Origin of the sequence: Kaistia nematophila, from assembly GCF_026343855.1 — a bacterium.
Taxonomy (GTDB): Bacteria; Pseudomonadota; Alphaproteobacteria; order Rhizobiales; family Kaistiaceae; genus Kaistia; species Kaistia nematophila.
On sequence record NZ_JAPKNK010000001.1, the window covers coordinates 625,405 to 642,311 of the forward strand.

The 16,907-nt window shown below is 65.9% G+C and carries 16 protein-coding genes, 1 tRNA gene and 1 pseudogene; 10 read left to right on the forward strand and 8 right to left on the reverse strand.

What is annotated here, in order from left to right; genetic code table 11:
• Positions 1-20 precede the first annotated feature (20 nt).
• From OSH07_RS02870 to OSH07_RS02880, 3 genes are all read left to right on the forward strand, one after another.
• Complete coding sequence (locus OSH07_RS02870; RefSeq protein ID WP_266337088.1) at positions 21-788, forward strand: hypothetical protein; 768 nt, start codon at positions 21-23, stop codon at positions 786-788.
• Between the two features lie 53 nt (positions 789-841).
• Positions 842-1,000 (forward strand): hypothetical protein, encoded by a 159-nt coding sequence (locus OSH07_RS02875; RefSeq protein WP_266337089.1) that lies wholly within the window; start codon positions 842-844, stop codon positions 998-1,000.
• Between the two features lie 136 nt (positions 1,001-1,136).
• Positions 1,137-1,457 carry a thermonuclease family protein gene (locus OSH07_RS02880; protein ID WP_266337090.1) on the forward strand — a complete coding sequence of 107 codons (321 nt, stop codon included), beginning with the start codon at positions 1,137-1,139 and terminating at the stop codon, positions 1,455-1,457.
• Positions 1,458-1,555: 98 nt separating this feature from the next.
• Here OSH07_RS02880 and OSH07_RS02885 read toward each other — a convergent pair whose 3' ends face one another.
• From OSH07_RS02885 to OSH07_RS02900, 4 genes are all read right to left on the reverse strand, one after another.
• Entirely contained in the window at positions 1,556-2,035 is a 480-nt protein-coding gene (locus OSH07_RS02885) for a hypothetical protein (protein WP_266337091.1), read from the reverse strand.
• Positions 2,036-2,591: 556 nt separating this feature from the next.
• A complete protein-coding gene (locus tag OSH07_RS02890) occupies positions 2,592-3,590 on the reverse strand; it encodes a HupE/UreJ family protein (RefSeq protein ID WP_266337092.1) in 999 nt (332 codons plus the stop codon).
• Positions 3,587-4,438: a peptidylprolyl isomerase gene (locus tag OSH07_RS02895; RefSeq protein WP_266337093.1), complete on the reverse strand. Its 852-nt coding sequence runs from the start codon at positions 4,436-4,438 to the stop codon at positions 3,587-3,589. The genes OSH07_RS02890 and OSH07_RS02895 overlap by 4 nt, the downstream gene beginning before the upstream one ends.
• Positions 4,439-4,635: 197 nt before the next feature.
• Positions 4,636-6,555 (reverse strand): DUF3604 domain-containing protein, encoded by a 1,920-nt coding sequence (locus OSH07_RS02900; RefSeq protein ID WP_266337094.1) that lies wholly within the window; start codon positions 6,553-6,555, stop codon positions 4,636-4,638.
• Positions 6,556-6,984: 429 nt separating this feature from the next.
• Here OSH07_RS02900 and OSH07_RS02905 point away from each other — a divergent pair.
• Positions 6,985-7,074, forward strand: a pseudogene (locus tag OSH07_RS02905) (IS5/IS1182 family transposase); the annotation flags it as partial.
• 93 nt (positions 7,075-7,167) lie between these two features.
• Here OSH07_RS02905 and OSH07_RS02910 read toward each other — a convergent pair.
• Positions 7,168-7,257 (reverse strand) — tRNA-Ser (locus OSH07_RS02910).
• A 276-nt stretch (positions 7,258-7,533) separates the two neighbouring features.
• On the opposite strand from OSH07_RS02910, the gene OSH07_RS02915 reads away from it, so the two are divergent.
• From OSH07_RS02915 to OSH07_RS02930, 4 genes are all read left to right on the forward strand, one after another.
• Positions 7,534-7,860, forward strand: coding sequence for a hypothetical protein (locus OSH07_RS02915; RefSeq protein WP_266337095.1), 327 nt, complete (start codon positions 7,534-7,536; stop codon positions 7,858-7,860).
• Between the two features lie 28 nt (positions 7,861-7,888).
• On the forward strand, positions 7,889-8,554 hold the full coding sequence (msrA, locus tag OSH07_RS02920) for a peptide-methionine (S)-S-oxide reductase MsrA (protein WP_266337096.1): 666 nt from the start codon (positions 7,889-7,891) through the stop codon (positions 8,552-8,554).
• Positions 8,551-9,219: a 2OG-Fe(II) oxygenase gene (locus OSH07_RS02925; RefSeq protein ID WP_266337097.1), complete on the forward strand. Its 669-nt coding sequence runs from the start codon at positions 8,551-8,553 to the stop codon at positions 9,217-9,219. Before msrA ends, OSH07_RS02925 begins: the two co-directional genes overlap by 4 nt.
• A gap of 65 nt (positions 9,220-9,284) precedes the next feature.
• Positions 9,285-10,400, forward strand: coding sequence for an NADH:flavin oxidoreductase/NADH oxidase (locus OSH07_RS02930; RefSeq protein ID WP_266337098.1), 1,116 nt, complete (start codon positions 9,285-9,287; stop codon positions 10,398-10,400).
• 225 nt (positions 10,401-10,625) lie between these two features.
• Here the strand turns inward: OSH07_RS02930 and mepA are convergent, their stop codons facing one another.
• The gene (mepA, locus tag OSH07_RS02935) at positions 10,626-11,633 is read right to left on the reverse strand and encodes a penicillin-insensitive murein endopeptidase (protein ID WP_266337099.1); all 1,008 of its coding nucleotides are present in this window, start codon (positions 11,631-11,633) and stop codon (positions 10,626-10,628) included.
• A 296-nt stretch (positions 11,634-11,929) separates the two neighbouring features.
• On the opposite strand from mepA, the gene OSH07_RS02940 reads away from it, so the two are divergent.
• Positions 11,930-12,577: a peroxiredoxin gene (locus OSH07_RS02940; protein ID WP_266337100.1), complete on the forward strand. Its 648-nt coding sequence runs from the start codon at positions 11,930-11,932 to the stop codon at positions 12,575-12,577.
• Positions 12,578-12,803: 226 nt separating this feature from the next.
• Here the strand turns inward: OSH07_RS02940 and greA are convergent, their stop codons facing one another.
• The gene (gene greA, locus OSH07_RS02945) at positions 12,804-13,271 is read right to left on the reverse strand and encodes a transcription elongation factor GreA (protein ID WP_266337101.1); all 468 of its coding nucleotides are present in this window, start codon (positions 13,269-13,271) and stop codon (positions 12,804-12,806) included.
• A gap of 167 nt (positions 13,272-13,438) precedes the next feature.
• Between greA and OSH07_RS02950 the strand changes: the two genes are divergently transcribed.
• A complete protein-coding gene (locus OSH07_RS02950) occupies positions 13,439-14,431 on the forward strand; it encodes a glycosyltransferase family 9 protein (protein WP_266337102.1) in 993 nt (330 codons plus the stop codon).
• Positions 14,432-15,050: 619 nt separating this feature from the next.
• Here the strand turns inward: OSH07_RS02950 and lepA are convergent.
• Complete coding sequence (gene lepA / locus OSH07_RS02955; protein WP_266337103.1) at positions 15,051-16,856, reverse strand: translation elongation factor 4; 1,806 nt, start codon at positions 16,854-16,856, stop codon at positions 15,051-15,053.
• Positions 16,857-16,907 lie beyond the last annotated feature (51 nt).

Sequence of the window (16,907 nt, forward strand, 5' to 3'; positions counted from 1 at the left end):
AGCATCGGCGTGCACGTCCCATGAAATCGATCCTGGCGCTTCTTGTCGCTCTTCTGGCGGCGACCGCGGCTCAAGCCTCCCAAGCCGGGGAGCTTCGCGCGACCTATGGCGATATCGTCACGCCGGATTCGGAGCTGCGGAAGGTTCTGGGCGAGTTGCGCGGGATCGCGGCCACCGGCAGCGAGAAGAACATTCCGCTGGTCGAGGCCTATTTCGCGGTCGGAACCAAGACCTTCTCGCGCGGGCTGGACCCGTTCGAGCGCTGGAGGCCGGGTCCGAAGCTCGCGCGCGATTATCTCGAGGGCATGGCGAATGTGATGGTGGAGCAGGGCGAGTTCGCGGCCGGCCAGCCGGTGCCCGACTACCGGCTGACGGCCATGACGCTTCTCGCCTCTCTCATTTCCGAAGACGCCACCTTTGGGAGGCTGCGCGAGGCGCCCGGCGCGACGTGCACTCCGCCCGCCTACAAGGTGGACGTCAAGGCGGTGCGCGCCTTCGCCAGGCGCTTCGACCTCGACGCCCATAGTCTGTATTTCTTTGCTGATGAACGTCTTCTGGCGAAGGCGCCCGGGAGCCGGCGCGGCGAACGCGTGCCGGCGAACACGCTGCTGATATCCGACTATGATCCCCACACGCCCGACGGCTGGACGCGCGCCCAGACCGCCGGTGGCGTGAAGGGGTATCTGAAGGATGGTGATGATCCGCTCGGGCTTTCGCAGAGCCATGTCTGCTTTGCAAAAGTGAAAGACAAGTATCGCATCACCGCGATCTTCGGCTACGGGCTCTGATCGCCCGAGCCGAGACGGCAGCCAATCGACACGACCGAACCAACGGACCCGCCATGATCCGACTGCTTCTCGTCCTGCTGCTGGCCGTTTCGACCAGCGGCTGCGTCTCGCGCATGCTCAACGAGCGAGACGATGCCTACTGCAAGTCCAAGGGGACCACGCCCGGATCGCAAGCCTATTTCCAGTGCCGTCTGCAAAAGGCCGTCCGCTAGCGGCGGCGACCAGCGAATCGCCTCGATACGACCCGCATACGCTTTTCCAGGGCCCGCCTGCATGCTTTCCCGAACCGTCCTGACACTCGCGGCCCTGCTGCTGGGTTCCAGTCCGCTTTTCGCTGCGGAGGGGCGCATGGCGGGCGACGATATCGTGATGATTCATGGGCAGAGGCTCGCCCTGCACGGTGTCGATCTGCCGTCTGCGGACGCGGTCTGCACGACATCGGGTGGCCGTAAATGGCCATGTGGACGGCATGTTCGCGAAGAATTGGCCCGGGCGGCAGCGCTGGACGAGGTCGTCTGCCGCCCTGCGGAGCGAGAAACGGCAATATGCCGGATCGGCGGCATCGATATCGGAGCGCTGCTGGTGAAGGAAGGGCTCGCCCGGGCTTCCGGCGACTATCAGGCTCTCGAGGATCGGGCGCGCGCCGCGAAAGTCGGCATCTGGGAATGATCCTCCGGGAAGCGGGACGTCCCGCCATGCATGATCTGCCTGCACAAGGCTCATCTTCCCGCGCGATAGCCAAGGCCGAGCGCGAGCCGCCTGGCTATTCAGTCGATGATGCGCTTGTCGAGTTCGTTCGCGAAGGCGGACATTGCGGCCATGCCGTCGAAGGTGCGCACGGGCAGGATGAGGACGCGGCCGCCCGCATGGACGAACAGGTGCGTGAGCGTCTGGATGACGGGGCCGATCGTCTCGGACGCGAACACCGAGATCACGCCCTGCTCCTGCCACTCCAGACGGTCGACATGGTCCAGCATTGTCACGGCAACGGGACGGGGCAGGCGCCGCGCCGCCTTGACATACGCCCAGGCGGTCATGGCGGCCGTCGCCAGACCAAATTGAATGGCGACGCAGGCGAGCAGGATTGCCCAGAACCGCAAGCTGCCTTCGCCGCCCACCCAGCCCTCGGGGAGGAAAGCCACAGCCATTCCGCCCGAGCCAGCCCAGAGAAAGAGCAGGATGCGGCGCCAGCCCATGATTTCTCGGGGAAGCGTCTCGTAGGCCAGGGCGTCGGCGCGCGTCAGCATGAAGGCGTAGCGCCTTGTCGGCTGGGGCGGGTCGGAACGCAATTCGCCACGAGATTCCATGCCCCATCACTCTGCCGTACGTATAGTATCTCTTGAATATTTCAGATATGAATAATCATAAATAGTTCATAGCGAAAAATATAATTCAGTATGTCTAATATTCAAGTAATTATTTATTGGATCTATTGATTTTAATCGAGAGATTCAAGCGCCGAGACGCCAGAAAAAGCCGGCGGGAGGAGCGCAGGCTCGAGGCGAGGGCGATTGCGCCTGATTGCTGAAAGAACATTTGGTCAGGAATGCTGGCGGAGCGATTGGGGCTGCTGTCGAACCTTCTCCACCTCGCTCTTCGTTCATGACCATCGGTTCAACGGACGTCGCATTCGACCCAGAACTGCGCGCCACACGCGACTACGGCCGCGCGCTCCAGTAACGATGGGCCGGATACCGCGCAGAGGCTTCGCAGCATTTGATCCCCGTCGATAGTCCTGGCGCATCCCGCGACGGGGAATTGGCGTGCAAACGGGGGCGCCTGGATGAGATTTGACCGTCGGCATCAGAATGCGTAGAGGCGTTCGAGCATCCAGAATGCGGCCATGCTGCCGATCGCGTAGCTGGCGACGCGGTTTGTCCAAAGGCTGGCAGTCAGGACGTGGGGCAGCAGGCGCCGGGCTATCCAGCCAAGCGTGAGCACGACCCCGATGAAGATCAGCTGACCGGTTTCGACACCGATATTGAACGACAGCAGCGCCATCGGGATGTCGCCTCGCGGCAGTCCGATTTCGCGCAGGGCGCCGGCGAAACCCAGACCGTGCACGAGGCCGAAGCCGAAGGAGACCAGCGCGGGAAATCGCACCGCGAGTTGGTCGCGTCGCTCGGCCGGCTTGGCAAGCTCCCAGGCGAGGAAAACGATCGACAGCGTGATCACGACCTCGACCGGTGCCGAGGGCAGGTCGAGCCAGCCCATGGTCGCGGCGGCAAGCGTGATGCTGTGCGCGAGGGTGAAGGCGGTGACCGCCCAGAGCAGGCGGCGCGGGTCCCGCACGAGCAGCAGCAGCGCCAGAACGAACAGCAGGTGGTCGACCCCTTCCAGGATATGGGTCACGCCGAGCGAGACATAGCTTGTAAAGACCTCGAGGCGGCCGGGGTCCTCGGGCACGGTAAAGTCGGGTGCGCCCGAGGTCAGGCGTTGCGTCACCGCCTTGCCCGGCGCCGTCTCGTAGCGGACCAGGGTGTCGGTGCGGGTATTTTCCAGCCCCTTGATGCGGATCTGCCCGCCGGCCAGACCGCCGGGACAGGTCGCGACATAGGCGGTGCTCCAGCCGCGCCCGTCGAAATGCGGTTCCGGCGGGGCGTCGGCGGTGCAATTCGTCGGCAGTTCAGGCGTGATGGCCATCGGCCTGCCACCCAGATCGGGCATCCGCCAGGTGACGCGCCAGCGATCTCCGCCCATCGCCGACAACTCGAGGTAGCCGGGATCCAGGGCATGTGCCAAAGCCGATATGGGATGCAGGAGCAGCATCAGAAGAACAAGCAAGGCGGCGCGAGGCGTCATGGTTGGGCCTCGTCGGGGATCTCGGGCAGCTCTAGCCGGTAGCGCTGCAAGAGCTTGGCGAGGTAGTCATCGCGCAGCTTGCGGGCTTCCTCGGCGCGCCATTCGGCCAGCACGCGATCATGCACCTGCGCAAGCGGGGGCAGAACTCCCGTCTGGCGTTTCTCGAGCCGTACGAGATGCGCGCCATAGCCGCTTTGCAGAGGGCCGGACCAATGGTCCAGCGGCAGGGCCGCGATGCGGTTGCCGAAGCCCTTGCCGAAGACGCGCTCGACCGCGGGCGCGGCCATGCCCTCGACCTCGGGCGGGAGCAGGCTCGAATTGTTCAGCGCGCCGGGGTCGGCGCCCTGTTCAAGCTGCGCCTTCGTCGCCGCGACCTCCTCCGGTCTGGCATTTGCGGGCAGCAGGACCTGCGTGAAGCTCAGCTCTCCGTCATGGCTGAAACGCGCGGCATTGGCCTGGTAGTAGGCGGCAAGTGTGGTCTCGTCCGGGGTTAGCGCGGCGGCCGGGGCCTCGGCCAGGTATTCGATCTTGTTGCGCAGCCGGTTGCGGATCATCGCATCGCCCTGATCGAGGCCAAGGGCCAGGGCCTCGCGCACCGAGGCTTCCTCGATGGCCCAGTCGCGGATCAGGCTACGCAGCTCTTCGGGGGTCGGGGCGCGATGCCGGGTGGTGACGAAATCCAGCGCCAGCCGCTGCGCGTCGCTCGCCCCGAGCCGCAGCACGTCATCGGGCGCGGGGCGCTCGGAGGCCGGGTTCCGGAGGTTGTAATAGCCGAAGGCAAGCCCTCCCAGCAGGAAGAAATGCAAGAGCGGCGAGGCGAGCAGCGCCCGAATTCTGGTCTTCGGCATCTTCCCTCAGCCTTCCGCCCCGCCCTGCAGGGCCTGCGCCACGCGGCACAGCCGAGCCGCGGCAAGTTCGGCGATCTCGGGTTTTCGCCGAGATCGCCCATGCCCATCATGGTGCCCGCATCGACAATCCGGACGAGGCAGTTACCGGCGCCTTGCTCGATGGTGCCCGCGCCGAGACTGCCTCGACCGCCGCGTCGTCACTTGGCCGGGCCGTACCAGATCGGCGAGCTATAGGCGCGCTCGTTCACGGTCATCGGCACGTCATCGGTGAACTTCGCGTCCTTGAAATAGGCCGCGTCATAGGCCGTCCAGCGCGGCGTCGGGATCTCGAGCACCCGGGCATAGTAGAAGGCCTTGAGCGCCGGGTCGAAATCGGGATCGGTCCAGACGGTGATCAGCTCGGGCGCGCCGATCGTGTTTGTGAAGGTCGCCTTCTTCACATCGACCGTGTTGCCGACCGAGGGCAGCTTGCCATCCGCGCCCAGCTTGCGGTCGCCCGACCAGGCCACGTCATAGATCTTTTCCTGCATCTCGCCCGCGGCATCGAGCCAGCCCTTGATGATCTGGATGCGGTCGAGATTGCCCGAGAAGGGGTCCTTCAGCGCCGCGACCAGGAAATTGGGCGCTGCTGCGCCTTCGGGCGCGGGCATCAGATCGCTGCCCATGGGAACACCCTTGCCGTAGCCGATATTGGCCGGGGTCCGTCCCAGCGCATCCTCGGGAAGGAAATCCCAGCCGCCGAAGAAGCGCAGCGTGATGCGCGTCCCCGTGGTGCCATAGACCTCCTTGCGCTTCATCGCGTCCCAGATCGAGGCGCGCGTGTTCTCGGGTGCCCAGACGGCGGTGAGCCCCGAGGCACCAAGCTTCCAGTCCTTGACGGTGCGGCCGTCGAAATCGAAGGCGTTCCCGGTCGAGCGTTCCGGACCCGGTTCGCTGGCCGGGAACTTGCCCCAGAAGTTGTTCTCTTCGGTCGAGGAGATGCCGGTATGCGCGTCGGTCGAGCCGATCAGGCCGAATTTGAAGGGGTTGGTGCCCAGTTCCCCTTCCAGCTTGAGCCCGCGCTTGAGGGCCTCGCGGGCATATTCGTAGTCGATCATGCCTGGTTTCTTGGGCACGACGTTCAGGTTGCCCTTGTCCCAGATCTCGAAATCCGCGAACTCGTCGCTGGGCGCCAGAGAGGGGTGCTGCTCGGAGGTGCCCTTGCCTTGGGTGACCTCGTAGAGCGGCTCCCAGCGGGCGCGGGCCTCGGCCCATTTCGCATCGATCGGCTTGCCGTCGGGAGTTTCGGTCGCGAACATCAGCCCGTTCGACAGGTTGCCGTTATGCGGCACGGCCAGAACCTTGCCGCCGGTCTTGTCCTCATACGCCTGCAGCCATTCCCAGAACTTGTTCGGAAGCTCGCTTTCGAAGGTCGTATAGGGCCGCACCATGTCGGCCTTGTCCTTGCCGTCGCGATAGACCACGTTGCGGTGCAGGTTGTTGCCCCCACCATAATTCGAGGTCCACTCATAGCCGATCAGGGCGGTGAACTTGCCCGGATTGTTGTGGCTTTCGACGATTTCGGTCATCTTGTGCCAGATATCCATCTGGGTATCTGGATCGGTCATCGGCTTCGGGATCTTGCCCTCGCCCTGCAGGGCGATCATCTCCATCATGACCTTGCTGGCAGACTCGCCGCCCTTCCGCATCTCGTCATGCCAGCGCTTGAGCACCGGGTCGGCCATCATCGCCTGATCGCCGTCGTAGATGCTGGCGACGGTGCCGAGCGCATCGGAATGGTCTGCCACCATCAGGAAGTCATAGGGGCGCGACAGGCGCACGGGCTGGCCGGTGTTCGACTCGATCGTCTCGCCCTCGGCATATTTCAGCGCCTCATCCGGTCCGACCCGGGTGCCGCCGGCAAAGGCATCTGCCGACCAACTTGTATGCAGGTGGATCTCGCCCCAAAGCGGCTGGGTCGCGAATTTGCGCCCGGCATAGGGCGAATAGCCCGGCTGGTTGAAAAAGCGCTCGACCATCTTGGGGTTGATCGTACCCGCATCGGTATTGACCTGCGCCGCAAGAGGGCTGGCAAGGAAGGTCGAGGAAAGCACGAGAAGAAAAATTCGACGTGTCATGTGAAGCCCCTTTCGGCTGCGAGGGCGGGGCACATATGAGTCAGTGACGTTGATCTTCCGCGACATTTAGGACTCGATTTCAGCGCGACCACAAGCTTGCCTAAACTGATTTCCAGCGGAACGCAGAACGCTCCAGCATCGTCCGGCCTTTCGGGCCTAAGGTCCAAAACCTCTCCGCGCGTCGCGCGATGGGCCCCTGAGGCGAATGCCGCGATGCAGCATTCAAGACCTATCGATCGGTCAGTTAGGGCCGCACGTTCACGCTGCGACTGCATTCGCGGCGTCCCGCAAGGTTGTTGGCGATTGGCTCGGTGCCGACTCCATCGGGATCCGAGGGCGACGGGAGGAGTGTCCATGTTGCATTTGTCCTCGACCGAGGGCGCCCTGGGCTACATCGAGTACATGTTCCCGAAACGACGTGCGGCGGGGAAGAAAGGGGGGCGCGGTCGCCCGATCGGACGGGCCAAGGCTGGCCTGAACACCAAGCTGCACGCCATCGCCGATGCCGAGGGACGGCGGTAGTGGCTGTTCATGACCGCAGGCCAGGTCGGCGACTACACCGGGCGGGTAGCCGCAGAGATTCGTCAGTCAGTTGGATATTTCAACAGCAAGTGGCGGAGGGAGCGGGATTCGAACCCGCGATACGGTTTCCCGTATACACACTTTCCAGGCGTGCGCCTTCAACCACTCGGCCACCCCTCCGTACCAAACGCCTTGCGGCGTGGAAGTCTGCCGGCGCAGCATTCGAGGCGGCGGGCGCATCGTGCGGGCGGGCAGGTCCTGCTCTTGGCAAGACAGGCGGTGCGGTATCACGAAGCCATGGGCCGCCGCAAGGGTCCCGGCGAAATCAGCCGGGGATCGTCGCGTATTCGTGGCCGTCGCTTCGGCAAGCGTTGCCGAATTCGCGCCGCCACACTATCTCTGGGCCAGTCGCCGCTGACCAGACGGGCCTGCCGGGCCGCGACGAGGGACCAGATCATGTTCACACTTCTCGTCCGCCTGCTTGGCCTTTTCGCCATCGCCGGAGCGGTGGTCGGGCTCGTCATCGACGGCACCAAGTCGATCGCCGCCTCGACGCTGACGGTGACGCCGCTGGGCCAGGCGTGGTTCGCCTTCGATCCCGCCAGTCTGAACGCCCTGCAAGCCGCCGTCGCCACCCATGTCGAGGTCTATGTCGGTCCGTGGGTGTGGTCGCCGGTGATCCAGTTCCTGCTGACGCTGCCGACCTGGCTGGTGCTTGGCGCCATCGGCACCTGCCTTCTTCTCGCAGGGCGGCGGCGCCGCTACCACTCCGTCGTCGCCTGACATCCTCTCTCAGACAAGGAGACTTTCCATGAATCTCCTCGACCTTTTCGCGCGCAAGACCCGCATGCCCGCGCCGGGCGAAGCCTTGCCCGGCCGCGCGCAGCCGATCGTCGAGCCCGGCCTGCATTTCGTCAACGGCCACCCGATCGCCGGGCCCTATCCGGACGGCGTCCGCACGGCCCTGTTCGGCCTCGGCTGCTTCTGGGGGGCGGAGCGCAAGTTCTGGCAGACCCAGGGCGTTTGGGCGACGGCGGTCGGCTATGCCGGCGGCGAGACGCCGAACCCGACCTATTCCGAGGTCTGCACCGGCATGACCGGCCACAACGAGGTGGTGCTCGTCGCCTATGATCCGGCGGTGGTCTCCTATGACGATCTGCTGAAGGTCTTCTTCGAGAGCCACGATCCGACCCAGGGCATGCGCCAGGGCAACGATGTCGGCACGCAGTACCGCTCCGGCATCTATGTCGCCGACGCGGCGGAGCGGCAGGCGGCGGAAGCGGCTCGAGACGCCTATCAGGCGGCGCTGGTGCAGCGCGGCTTCAGCCCTATCACCACCGAGATCGTCGACCGGCCGCCCTTCTATTTCGCCGAGGACGACCACCAGCAATATCTCGCCAAGAATCCCGGCGGCTATTGCGGGCTGGGCGGCACCGGCGTGTCTTGTCCCATCGGTACGGGGGTTGCCGCATCTTGAATGAACTTGTCGAGGCGGAGACGGACGATTTCGACAGGTCCGTCGGCGACGCAGCCATCGAGGGTCTTGCCCGAAAAGGCTACTGCGTCGTCGACGACCTTCTCCATCCAGATTTGATCCGAAGCCTGGCCGGCGAGCTGGCGGGGCTTGAAGCCTCCGGGGCGTTGGCCGCCGCGGCGGTCGGCCGCGAGGGCGGTCGCCGCCAGGCGGCCGAGATCCGGCGGGCGGCGATCCGCTGGTTCGACGGCAGCACGACGACCGAGCGGCGGCTGCTGGACGTGGCCGAGCAGCTGCGCATTGCCATCAATCGCCGGCTCTTCCTCGGCCTGTTCGACTTCGAGTGCAATTTCATCGCCTATCCGACCGGCGGCTTCTATGGTCGCCATCTCGATAGCCTTTCCGGCGCGCGCAATCGCGTCGTGTCGATGGTGATCTATCTCGATGCCGGCTGGCAGGCCAACTATGGCGGCATCCTGCGCCTGTGGGAGACGACGGAAGAGGACGCCGGCACGGTGGAGGTCGTTCCCCAGGCCGGCCGCATCGTCCTGATGATGTCGGAGGAAATCCCGCACGAAGTGCTCCCGGCGCATCGGCCGCGCCATGCCGTCGCCGGCTGGTGGCGCGTCAACGCTTCGACCGGCCAGCGCCTCGACACCTCGCGCTGACCGCCTTCGCGCCAAACGGGCGCGGATCCCCGCCTATTGCCAATCTTCCCTGAATGGATCGATCGATGACCAGTGCGCTCTTCACTCCCATCACGCTCGGCGAGTTCACGATACCGAACCGTATCGCCGTGGCGCCGATGTGCATGTATTCCGCCGATGACGGCTCGGCGACCGACTGGCACATCCAGCACTGGATGACGCTGGGAATTTCCGGCGCCGGCATGGTGACCTTCGAGGCGACCGGGGTCGAGCGGCGCGGCCGCATCTCGCATGGCTGCCTCGGGCTCTATTCGGACGCCAACGAGGCGGCGATGGCGCGGGCGCTGGCGACGGCGCGGCGCGTGGCGGCGCCGGGCGCCGTTTTCGGCGTGCAGCTCGGCCATGCCGGCCGCAAGGCCTCGACGCAGCTCCCCTGGCTCGGCGGCGGGCCGCTGACCGCAGAGCAGGACCCGTGGCAGACGGTCGGGCCCTCGGCAATCCCGTTCGCGCCCGGCTGGCATACGCCGACGGCGCTGGACGAGGCCGGCATCAAGACGATCGTCGAGGCCTTCGTCGCCGCCGCCAGGCGGGCGGAGCGGGCCGGGCTCGATTTCGTCGAGCTGCACGGCGCGCATGGCTATCTGCTGCACGAATTCCTGTCGCCGATCTCGAACCAGCGTACCGACCGGTGGGGCGGCAGCCTCGAGAACCGGATGCGCCTGATCGTGACGGTGGCGAAGGCGGTGCGCGCGGCGCTGCCGGAACGGATGTTCGTCGGCGCGCGGCTTTCGGCGGCGGAATGGGTGGAGCGGGACAATTTCAACGTCGACGAGGCGGTTGAGGTTGCCAAGGCGCTGAAGGCGGCGGGCGTCGTCTATATCTGCGCCTCGACCGGCGGCAACGCGCATGACGCGAAGATCCCGCTCGGCCCGCTCTATCAGGTTGAATTCGCGGAGAAAATTCGCAAGGGCGCCGATATCGTGACGCGGGCCGTCGGCCTGATCACCACGCCGGCCGAGGCGGAAGCGGTGCTGCAGGAGGGCAGGGCCGACATGATCGCGCTCGCCCGCGCCATCCTCGCCGATCCGCGCTGGCCGTGGCGCGCCGCCTATGAACTCGGCGCCGAGGCCTATGCGCCGCCGCAATATCTCCGCAGCCTGACGACGGTGAAGCACTGGGTCGTCGACGAGGATGACGACTAGGATCGGACCGGGTCTTCTTCCGCGCCAACCGGTCCCCGCTTCGCGCGAAGACGCTCCGGCGGAAACAGAAACGGCCGTTTCGAGGCGTTCGAAGCGGCCGTTTCTGTTAGCGATCCGTTAACCCTAGAGCCTTTCCTTGTTTCATTGAAACACGGAAAGGCTCTGGCTCTTTGTTCGGTCGCGTTTTCTTCACGCGAACCGGGATCCACTTCGCTTGAAAACGCTTTAGTGGAGCGTGCCGGTGACCGGCGGCTCGTCGGTCGGGTTCTCGATGTCGGCCGGCGGCGCGTCATAGGCCATCGGCGCCGCCGCGGCGGAGGGTTCCGGCGTCATGCCGGGAGGGGCCCCGATCAGCACCTGCCGGCAGGCGGCCGGCAGGTCGGCCAGCAGCATCGGCCGCGGCTTCACGGCGGGCTTGGTCGGCTTGGTCGGCGTCTTGGGCGGCTTCGGCGGCTGCAGCCAGGCGTCGAGCTCGGCGCCGCAGCCATCGCCCGGCGGCGGGGCCTTCTGCGGCACGCAGCTCGCCATGTGGGGCGGGCAGTCGAGCCGGACGTGGAAGTGGTAGGTGTGGCCCCACCAGGGGCGAACCTTGTTGAGCCAGCCGCGGTCGCCGCGCGTATCCTCGCAGAGCGCCTTCTTGATCGCCGGGTTGACGAAGATGCGCGCCACCCGCGGGTCGAGCGCGGCGCGGCGGATCAGCCTGACCTGGCCCTGGGTCCAGACCGAGCGGTCGATCATGCGCGCCTTCTCGTTGACCATCGAGGTCGCGGCCATCGTCTCGCGCTCGTCGCGGGAGAGCAGGCGGCTCGGCATCGGCGTCAGCCAGAGGTCGACGTCGAGGCCGATCTGGTGGCTGGCATGGCCGGTGCGGGCCGGGCCACCGCGCGGCTGACCCATGTCGCCGACCAAGAGCCCCGGCCAGCCGTCCTGCCGCTTGGCGTCGTGGGCGAGCTTTTCGGTGAAGGCGATCAGTTCCGGGGTGCCCCAGTTGCGGTTGCGCGACAGGCGCATGGCCTGCCAGTCGGGCCCGTTGACGGGCAGCGCCACCGCGCCGGCCAGGCAGCCCTTGGCATAGGAGCCGATCGAGCGCGCCTCGAGCGGGATCGGCGTCTTGACGTCCCCGAACAGAATCTTCGCCGGCGTCGTGTCGATCGAGTCCGCCAAGGCGGGCGCGCCGGCCAGAACCGGCAGCAGGATCGAAAGCGCCAGCGCGCGGATCGGCCTTTTCAGCATGATGACACCTTCCTGGTCAGCGCTCCCCGGCGGGCAGTATCGCCGATCAATCTTGACGATCTATCAACCATCGCCGGCTTGCCGCAGCGCACCGGCATTTGGACGAATATTCCAGTTTTGGACCTGTCTCGCCTTCGAGATGGAATGAACTGCCTGATGTCCGTCGAACGTAGGCAATCCATGCTCGAAACCGTCATGATTCCGCAATTGACCGGTTGCAATGCCGTGCGATACTCGCACCCTAGACGGCCGCGGGTCTCGTCGCGGCAGCCGGCACGCAACAGGGCATTCAGAAAATGGCACTCAATCTGGGGGACGTGGTCCCCGATTTCACCGCCGACTCGACCGAAGGCAAGATCTCGTTCCATGAGTATCTCGGCAATGGCTGGGGCGTTCTGTTCTCGCATCCGAAGAACTTCACCCCGGTCTGCACCACCGAGCTCGGCGCCGTCGCCAAGCTGAAGCCGGAATTCGACCGGCGCGGCGTCAAGGTCATCGGCCTCTCGGTCGATCAGCTCTCCAATCACGGCCAGTGGGTCGACGACATCCGCGACGCCACCGGCTCGACGCTGAACTTCCCGCTCATCGCCGATCACGACAAGAACGTCGCCAATCTCTACGGCATGATCCATCCGAACGCTTCCGACACGACGACCGTCCGTTCGGTCTTCATCATCGGCCCCGACAAGAAGCTGAAGCTGACGCTGACCTATCCGGCATCGACCGGGCGGAATTTTGACGAGATCCTGCGCGTCATCGACAGCCTGCAGCTGACGGCCAAGTTCTCGGTGGCGACGCCGGTCGACTGGAAGCACGGCGACGACGTGATCATCGTGCCGTCGGTGTCGGACGAGGCGGCCAAGGAGAAGTTCCCGGGCGGCTGGAAGACCGTGAAGCCCTATCTTCGCGTCGTGGCGCAGCCCAAGGTCGACGAGACCGTCTGATCGGGCGGTTCCGGTTCTGAAATGGCGTCGGCCCCGGCCGGCGCCATTTTCGTTGGGGCTGCGTTTCGGTGGGAGAGGTAAGCAAGACCCTCACCCAACCCTCTCCCGCAGGCGGGCGAGGGCTTTGGGCCGGCGTTTTGTCGGCGTGGAGACAGGGCTCGGTGCGCTCCCTCTCCCGCGCGCGGGAGAGGGCTGGGGTGAGGGGCTTGCCGGCCACACCCCCGTCTCAGGAGATCGCCACGATCTCCGCCTCCTGGCCGGCGATGGCGATCTCGTCGCCGACGCTCCGGCCGATGACCGCCTGCGCCAGCGGCGAGACATGCGAGACGGTGCCGGCATTCGGGTCGGCCTCGTCCTCGCCGACGATCCGGTAGCTCTGCCGCCGCCCATCCTCGCGCAGGATCGTCACCGTCGATCCGAACTGCACGGTCGCGCCGTCGGTCGGCGCCGATACGAGTTCGGCGCTGGCGCGCCGCTTCTGCCAGTAGCGCAGGTCGCGGGCGAGCGTCGCCGCCGTCATCCTGTCATCGGCAATCCGGGCCGCCGCCAGCCCGGCGGCGAGGCTGGCGAGTTCGGCCTCGATTGCCGCCAGGCCTTCCGGCGTCACCAGGTTTGGATGCGGCGAGACAGGGCGCTCCGGCAAGCCGTCATCGCCCTGGTCCGCGTCGTCTTCCTTCACGAAGGCCCTGCTCATGCGGGGAGGGTAGGGTTCCCGGCCCGCGCCGTCCACCGGCTCGTGGGGACGACTTGTCCGGCGCGCGGAAAAATCGACGACGGCCGGGCGCCAGAATTCGAAACGCTATGGCAGCGCGGAAAAACCGGCTATGGAAGCCGCCTTCCTCCTCGCATCCTGGCCGATCCATGACATCCAATTCTGCCGCCGCCCTCAAGCCCATCGCCGTCCTGAGCGACCGGGCCGGACTAGGCGACGCGCTGATGGTCTGCCCGCTGATCTGGGCCGTGGCGGAGCGCTATCCCGGCCATCCGATCTGGTGGATCTCCTCCTGCCCCGACAAGCTGACCCGCACGGTCTATGAGCTGGTCGCCGACATCGCGCCGACCTTCGTGCATTTTCCGCGCGCCCGCTATTGGCCGGTTCCGGTCATTTCGGCGCTTCTGAAGCTGCCGCGCTTCCACAGGGTTTTCGACGTGCGCTCGCGCGTCGGCGACGTGCTGCTGGCGCGCGCCTTCCTGAAGTCGAAGGGATTCCAGAGCAGCATCCCGATCGGCAAGCTGCACCGGCCGGCGCTGATCGTCGATCGCAGCTGGTCGACGATCGAGGCGGATGCCGGCCGCAAGCTCGACTGGACGCTTTCCGCCAGGGATGGCTTCCACCTGTCGCCGAAGGCCGAGGCGCTGGCGGCGGAGCTGTTTCCGGCCGATCGCCGCCATGTCGGCATCGCGGTGACGACCAAGGGCGGCAAGGGCTGGCCGGTGCCGCGCAACATCGCCTTCGCCAGGCTGCTGCTGGCCGAGGGGCTGACGCCGGTCTTCTTCTCCGGCCCGTCGGAGCGCGAGGAAATCGCCGCGATCCGCGCCGCCGTGCCGGAGGCGATGTTCACGCCGGCGCGCTATGACGGCGAGCCTGACAGCGTCTACCGGCTGGAGCTGACGGCGGCGAGCGCCCGGCGCATGACCGTCGGCGTCGCGCCGGATACCGGGCTCGGCCACCTGATGGGTATTTCGCTGGTGCCGATGGTCAGCCTGTTCGGCCCCGGCGAGCCCGAGCGCTGGGCGCCGCAGGCGGTCCGCAACATCATCGTCCAGGCGCCCGAGATCGACGGCAAGCGCCGCATGGACACGATCGAGCCGGAAACGGTGCTGAAGGCCGTGCACGACATGCTGGGCGGGTAGGGGCTGGCCTTGGCAGGCTAGCCTCTGCCCCAACCCCAACCTGGCCGTCATCCCGGGTCTTCGCCCGGGATGACGACGGAGTTTGGGGGATGCATGGGAGCCTTGGCGAGGGGGACGGGCGGCAGTGGCACTGACCGTGAACGCGGACTTCACCTCTCCCGTGGGGAGAGGTCGACGGCGAAGCCGGCGGGTGAGGGCGTAGGGAATCCTCCGGAAAGGCCTCAACCCCTCACCCGGACCTGCGGTCCGACCTCTCCCCGTGGGAGAGGTGAAGGAGCGGCCCTCCGGGCCTCCTCAGCATGTTGAGGACGGGAAACCTCTGCCTTAACCCCACCCTCGCCGTCATCCCGGGCTTGACCCGGGATCCATTCCGCCGAGGCATGTCTCGGGGGGATGATTGCGCTCCGCCGCAGTCGGCATTGGATGGCCGTGTGGCTCCAGAGATTGTCCGAAGGCTGCCCAGTTTCACGGCTGCATGGATCCCGGGTCTTCGCCCGGGATGACGACGGAGTTTGGGTTGACGACCGAACCAGTCGCGGAAGGAAGAGCGGCCCCAGAAACAGAACGGCCGTCCCGATGGCTCGGAACGGCCGTGTAGCGGAAAGAAACGGATCGCGGCTCAATCGTCCATCTTGAGCGCGGCGATGAAGGCTTCCTGCGGGATGTCGACCTTGCCGAACTGGCGCATCTTCCGCTTGCCTTCCTTCTGCTTGTCCAGAAGCTTGCGCTTGCGGGTGATGTCGCCGCCATAGCACTTCGCCGTCACGTCCTTGCGCATGGCGCGGACCGTCTCGCGGGCGATGATCTTGCCGCCGATCGCCGCCTGGATCGGGATGACGAACAGGTGCTGCGGGATCAGGTCCTTCAGCTTCTCGCACATGGCGCGGCCGCGCCGCTCTGCCTGGGTGCGGTGCACCAGCATCGACAGCGCGTCGACCGGCTCGCCATTGACGAGGATCTGCAGCTTGACCAGGTCGCCGGGGCGGTGGTCGGTCAGGTGATAGTCGAACGAGGCATAGCCCTTCGAGATCGACTTCAGCCGGTCGTAGAAGTCGAACACCACCTCATTGAGCGGCAGGTCGTAGGTGACCATGGCGCGGGTGCCGACATAGGAGAGGTCGGACTGGATGCCGCGCCGCTCCTGGCAGAGCTTGAGGATGGCGCCGAGATATTCGTCCGGCGTCAGGATCGTGGCGCGGATCCACGGCTCCGCAATTTCTTCGATCTTCATCACATCCGGCATGTCGGCCGGATTGTGCAGGTCCATCTCGCTGCCATCGGTCAGCAGGATCTTATAGATGACCGAGGGGGCCGTCGCGATCAGGTCGAGATTGAACTCGCGCTCCAGCCGCTCCTGGATGATCTCCAGATGCAGGAGGCCGAGGAAGCCGCAGCGGAAGCCGAAACCGAGCGCCGCCGAGGATTCCATCTCGAACGAGAACGACGCGTCGTTGAGGCGAAGGCGCCCCATCGCGGCGCGCAGCTCCTCGAAATCGGCGGCGTCGACCGGGAACAGGCCGCAGAACACCACCGGCTGTGCCGGCTTGAAGCCCGGCAGCGCCTCGGCGGTCGGCTTCTTGTCGTCGGTGATGGTATCGCCGACGCGCGTATCCGCGACTTCCTTGATCGAGGCGGTCAGGAAGCCGATCTCGCCCGGGCCGAGGCTTTCGACCGGCACCAGCTTCGGCGTGAAATAGCCGACCCGCTCGACGTCGTAGACGGCGTCGGCGCCCATCATGCGGATGCGCATGCCCTTCTTCAGGTGGCCGTCGATGACGCGGATCAGCACGATGACGCCGAGATAGGAATCGTACCAGCTGTCGACCAGCATCGCCTTCAGCGGCGCGTCGGCGTCGCCCTTGGGCGGCGGCAGGCGGGTGACGATCGCTTCCAGCACGTCGGGGATGCCGATGCCGGTCTTGGCCGAGATCAGCACGGCCTCGGAGGCGTCGATGCCGATCACTTCCTCGATCTGCGCCTTGATGCGGTCGGGCTCGGCCGCCGGCAGGTCGATCTTGTTCAGGACAGGCAGGATCTCGAGGTCGTTGTCGATCGCCTGGTAGACATTCGCCAGCGTCTGCGCCTCGACGCCCTGCGAGGCGTCGACGACGAGCAGCGCGCCTTCGCAGGCGGCGAGCGACCGCGACACCTCATAGGCGAAGTCGACGTGGCCGGGCGTGTCCATCAGGTTCAGGATGTAGTTCTTGCCATCCTTCGCCTTGTAGTCCAGCCGGACGGTCTGCGCCTTGATCGTGATGCCGCGCTCGCGCTCGATGTCCATCGAGTCGAGAACCTGTTCCTTCATCTCGCGGTCGCTCAGACCGCCGGTGGCCTGGATCAATCGGTCGGCAAGCGTCGACTTGCCATGATCGATATGGGCGACGATGGAGAAATTGCGGATGTTGTCTTGCGGCGCGGTGCTCATGGCGCGCTCAATAGCATCAAGGATGTTGGCCGCAAAGCGCTGAAACGCGCC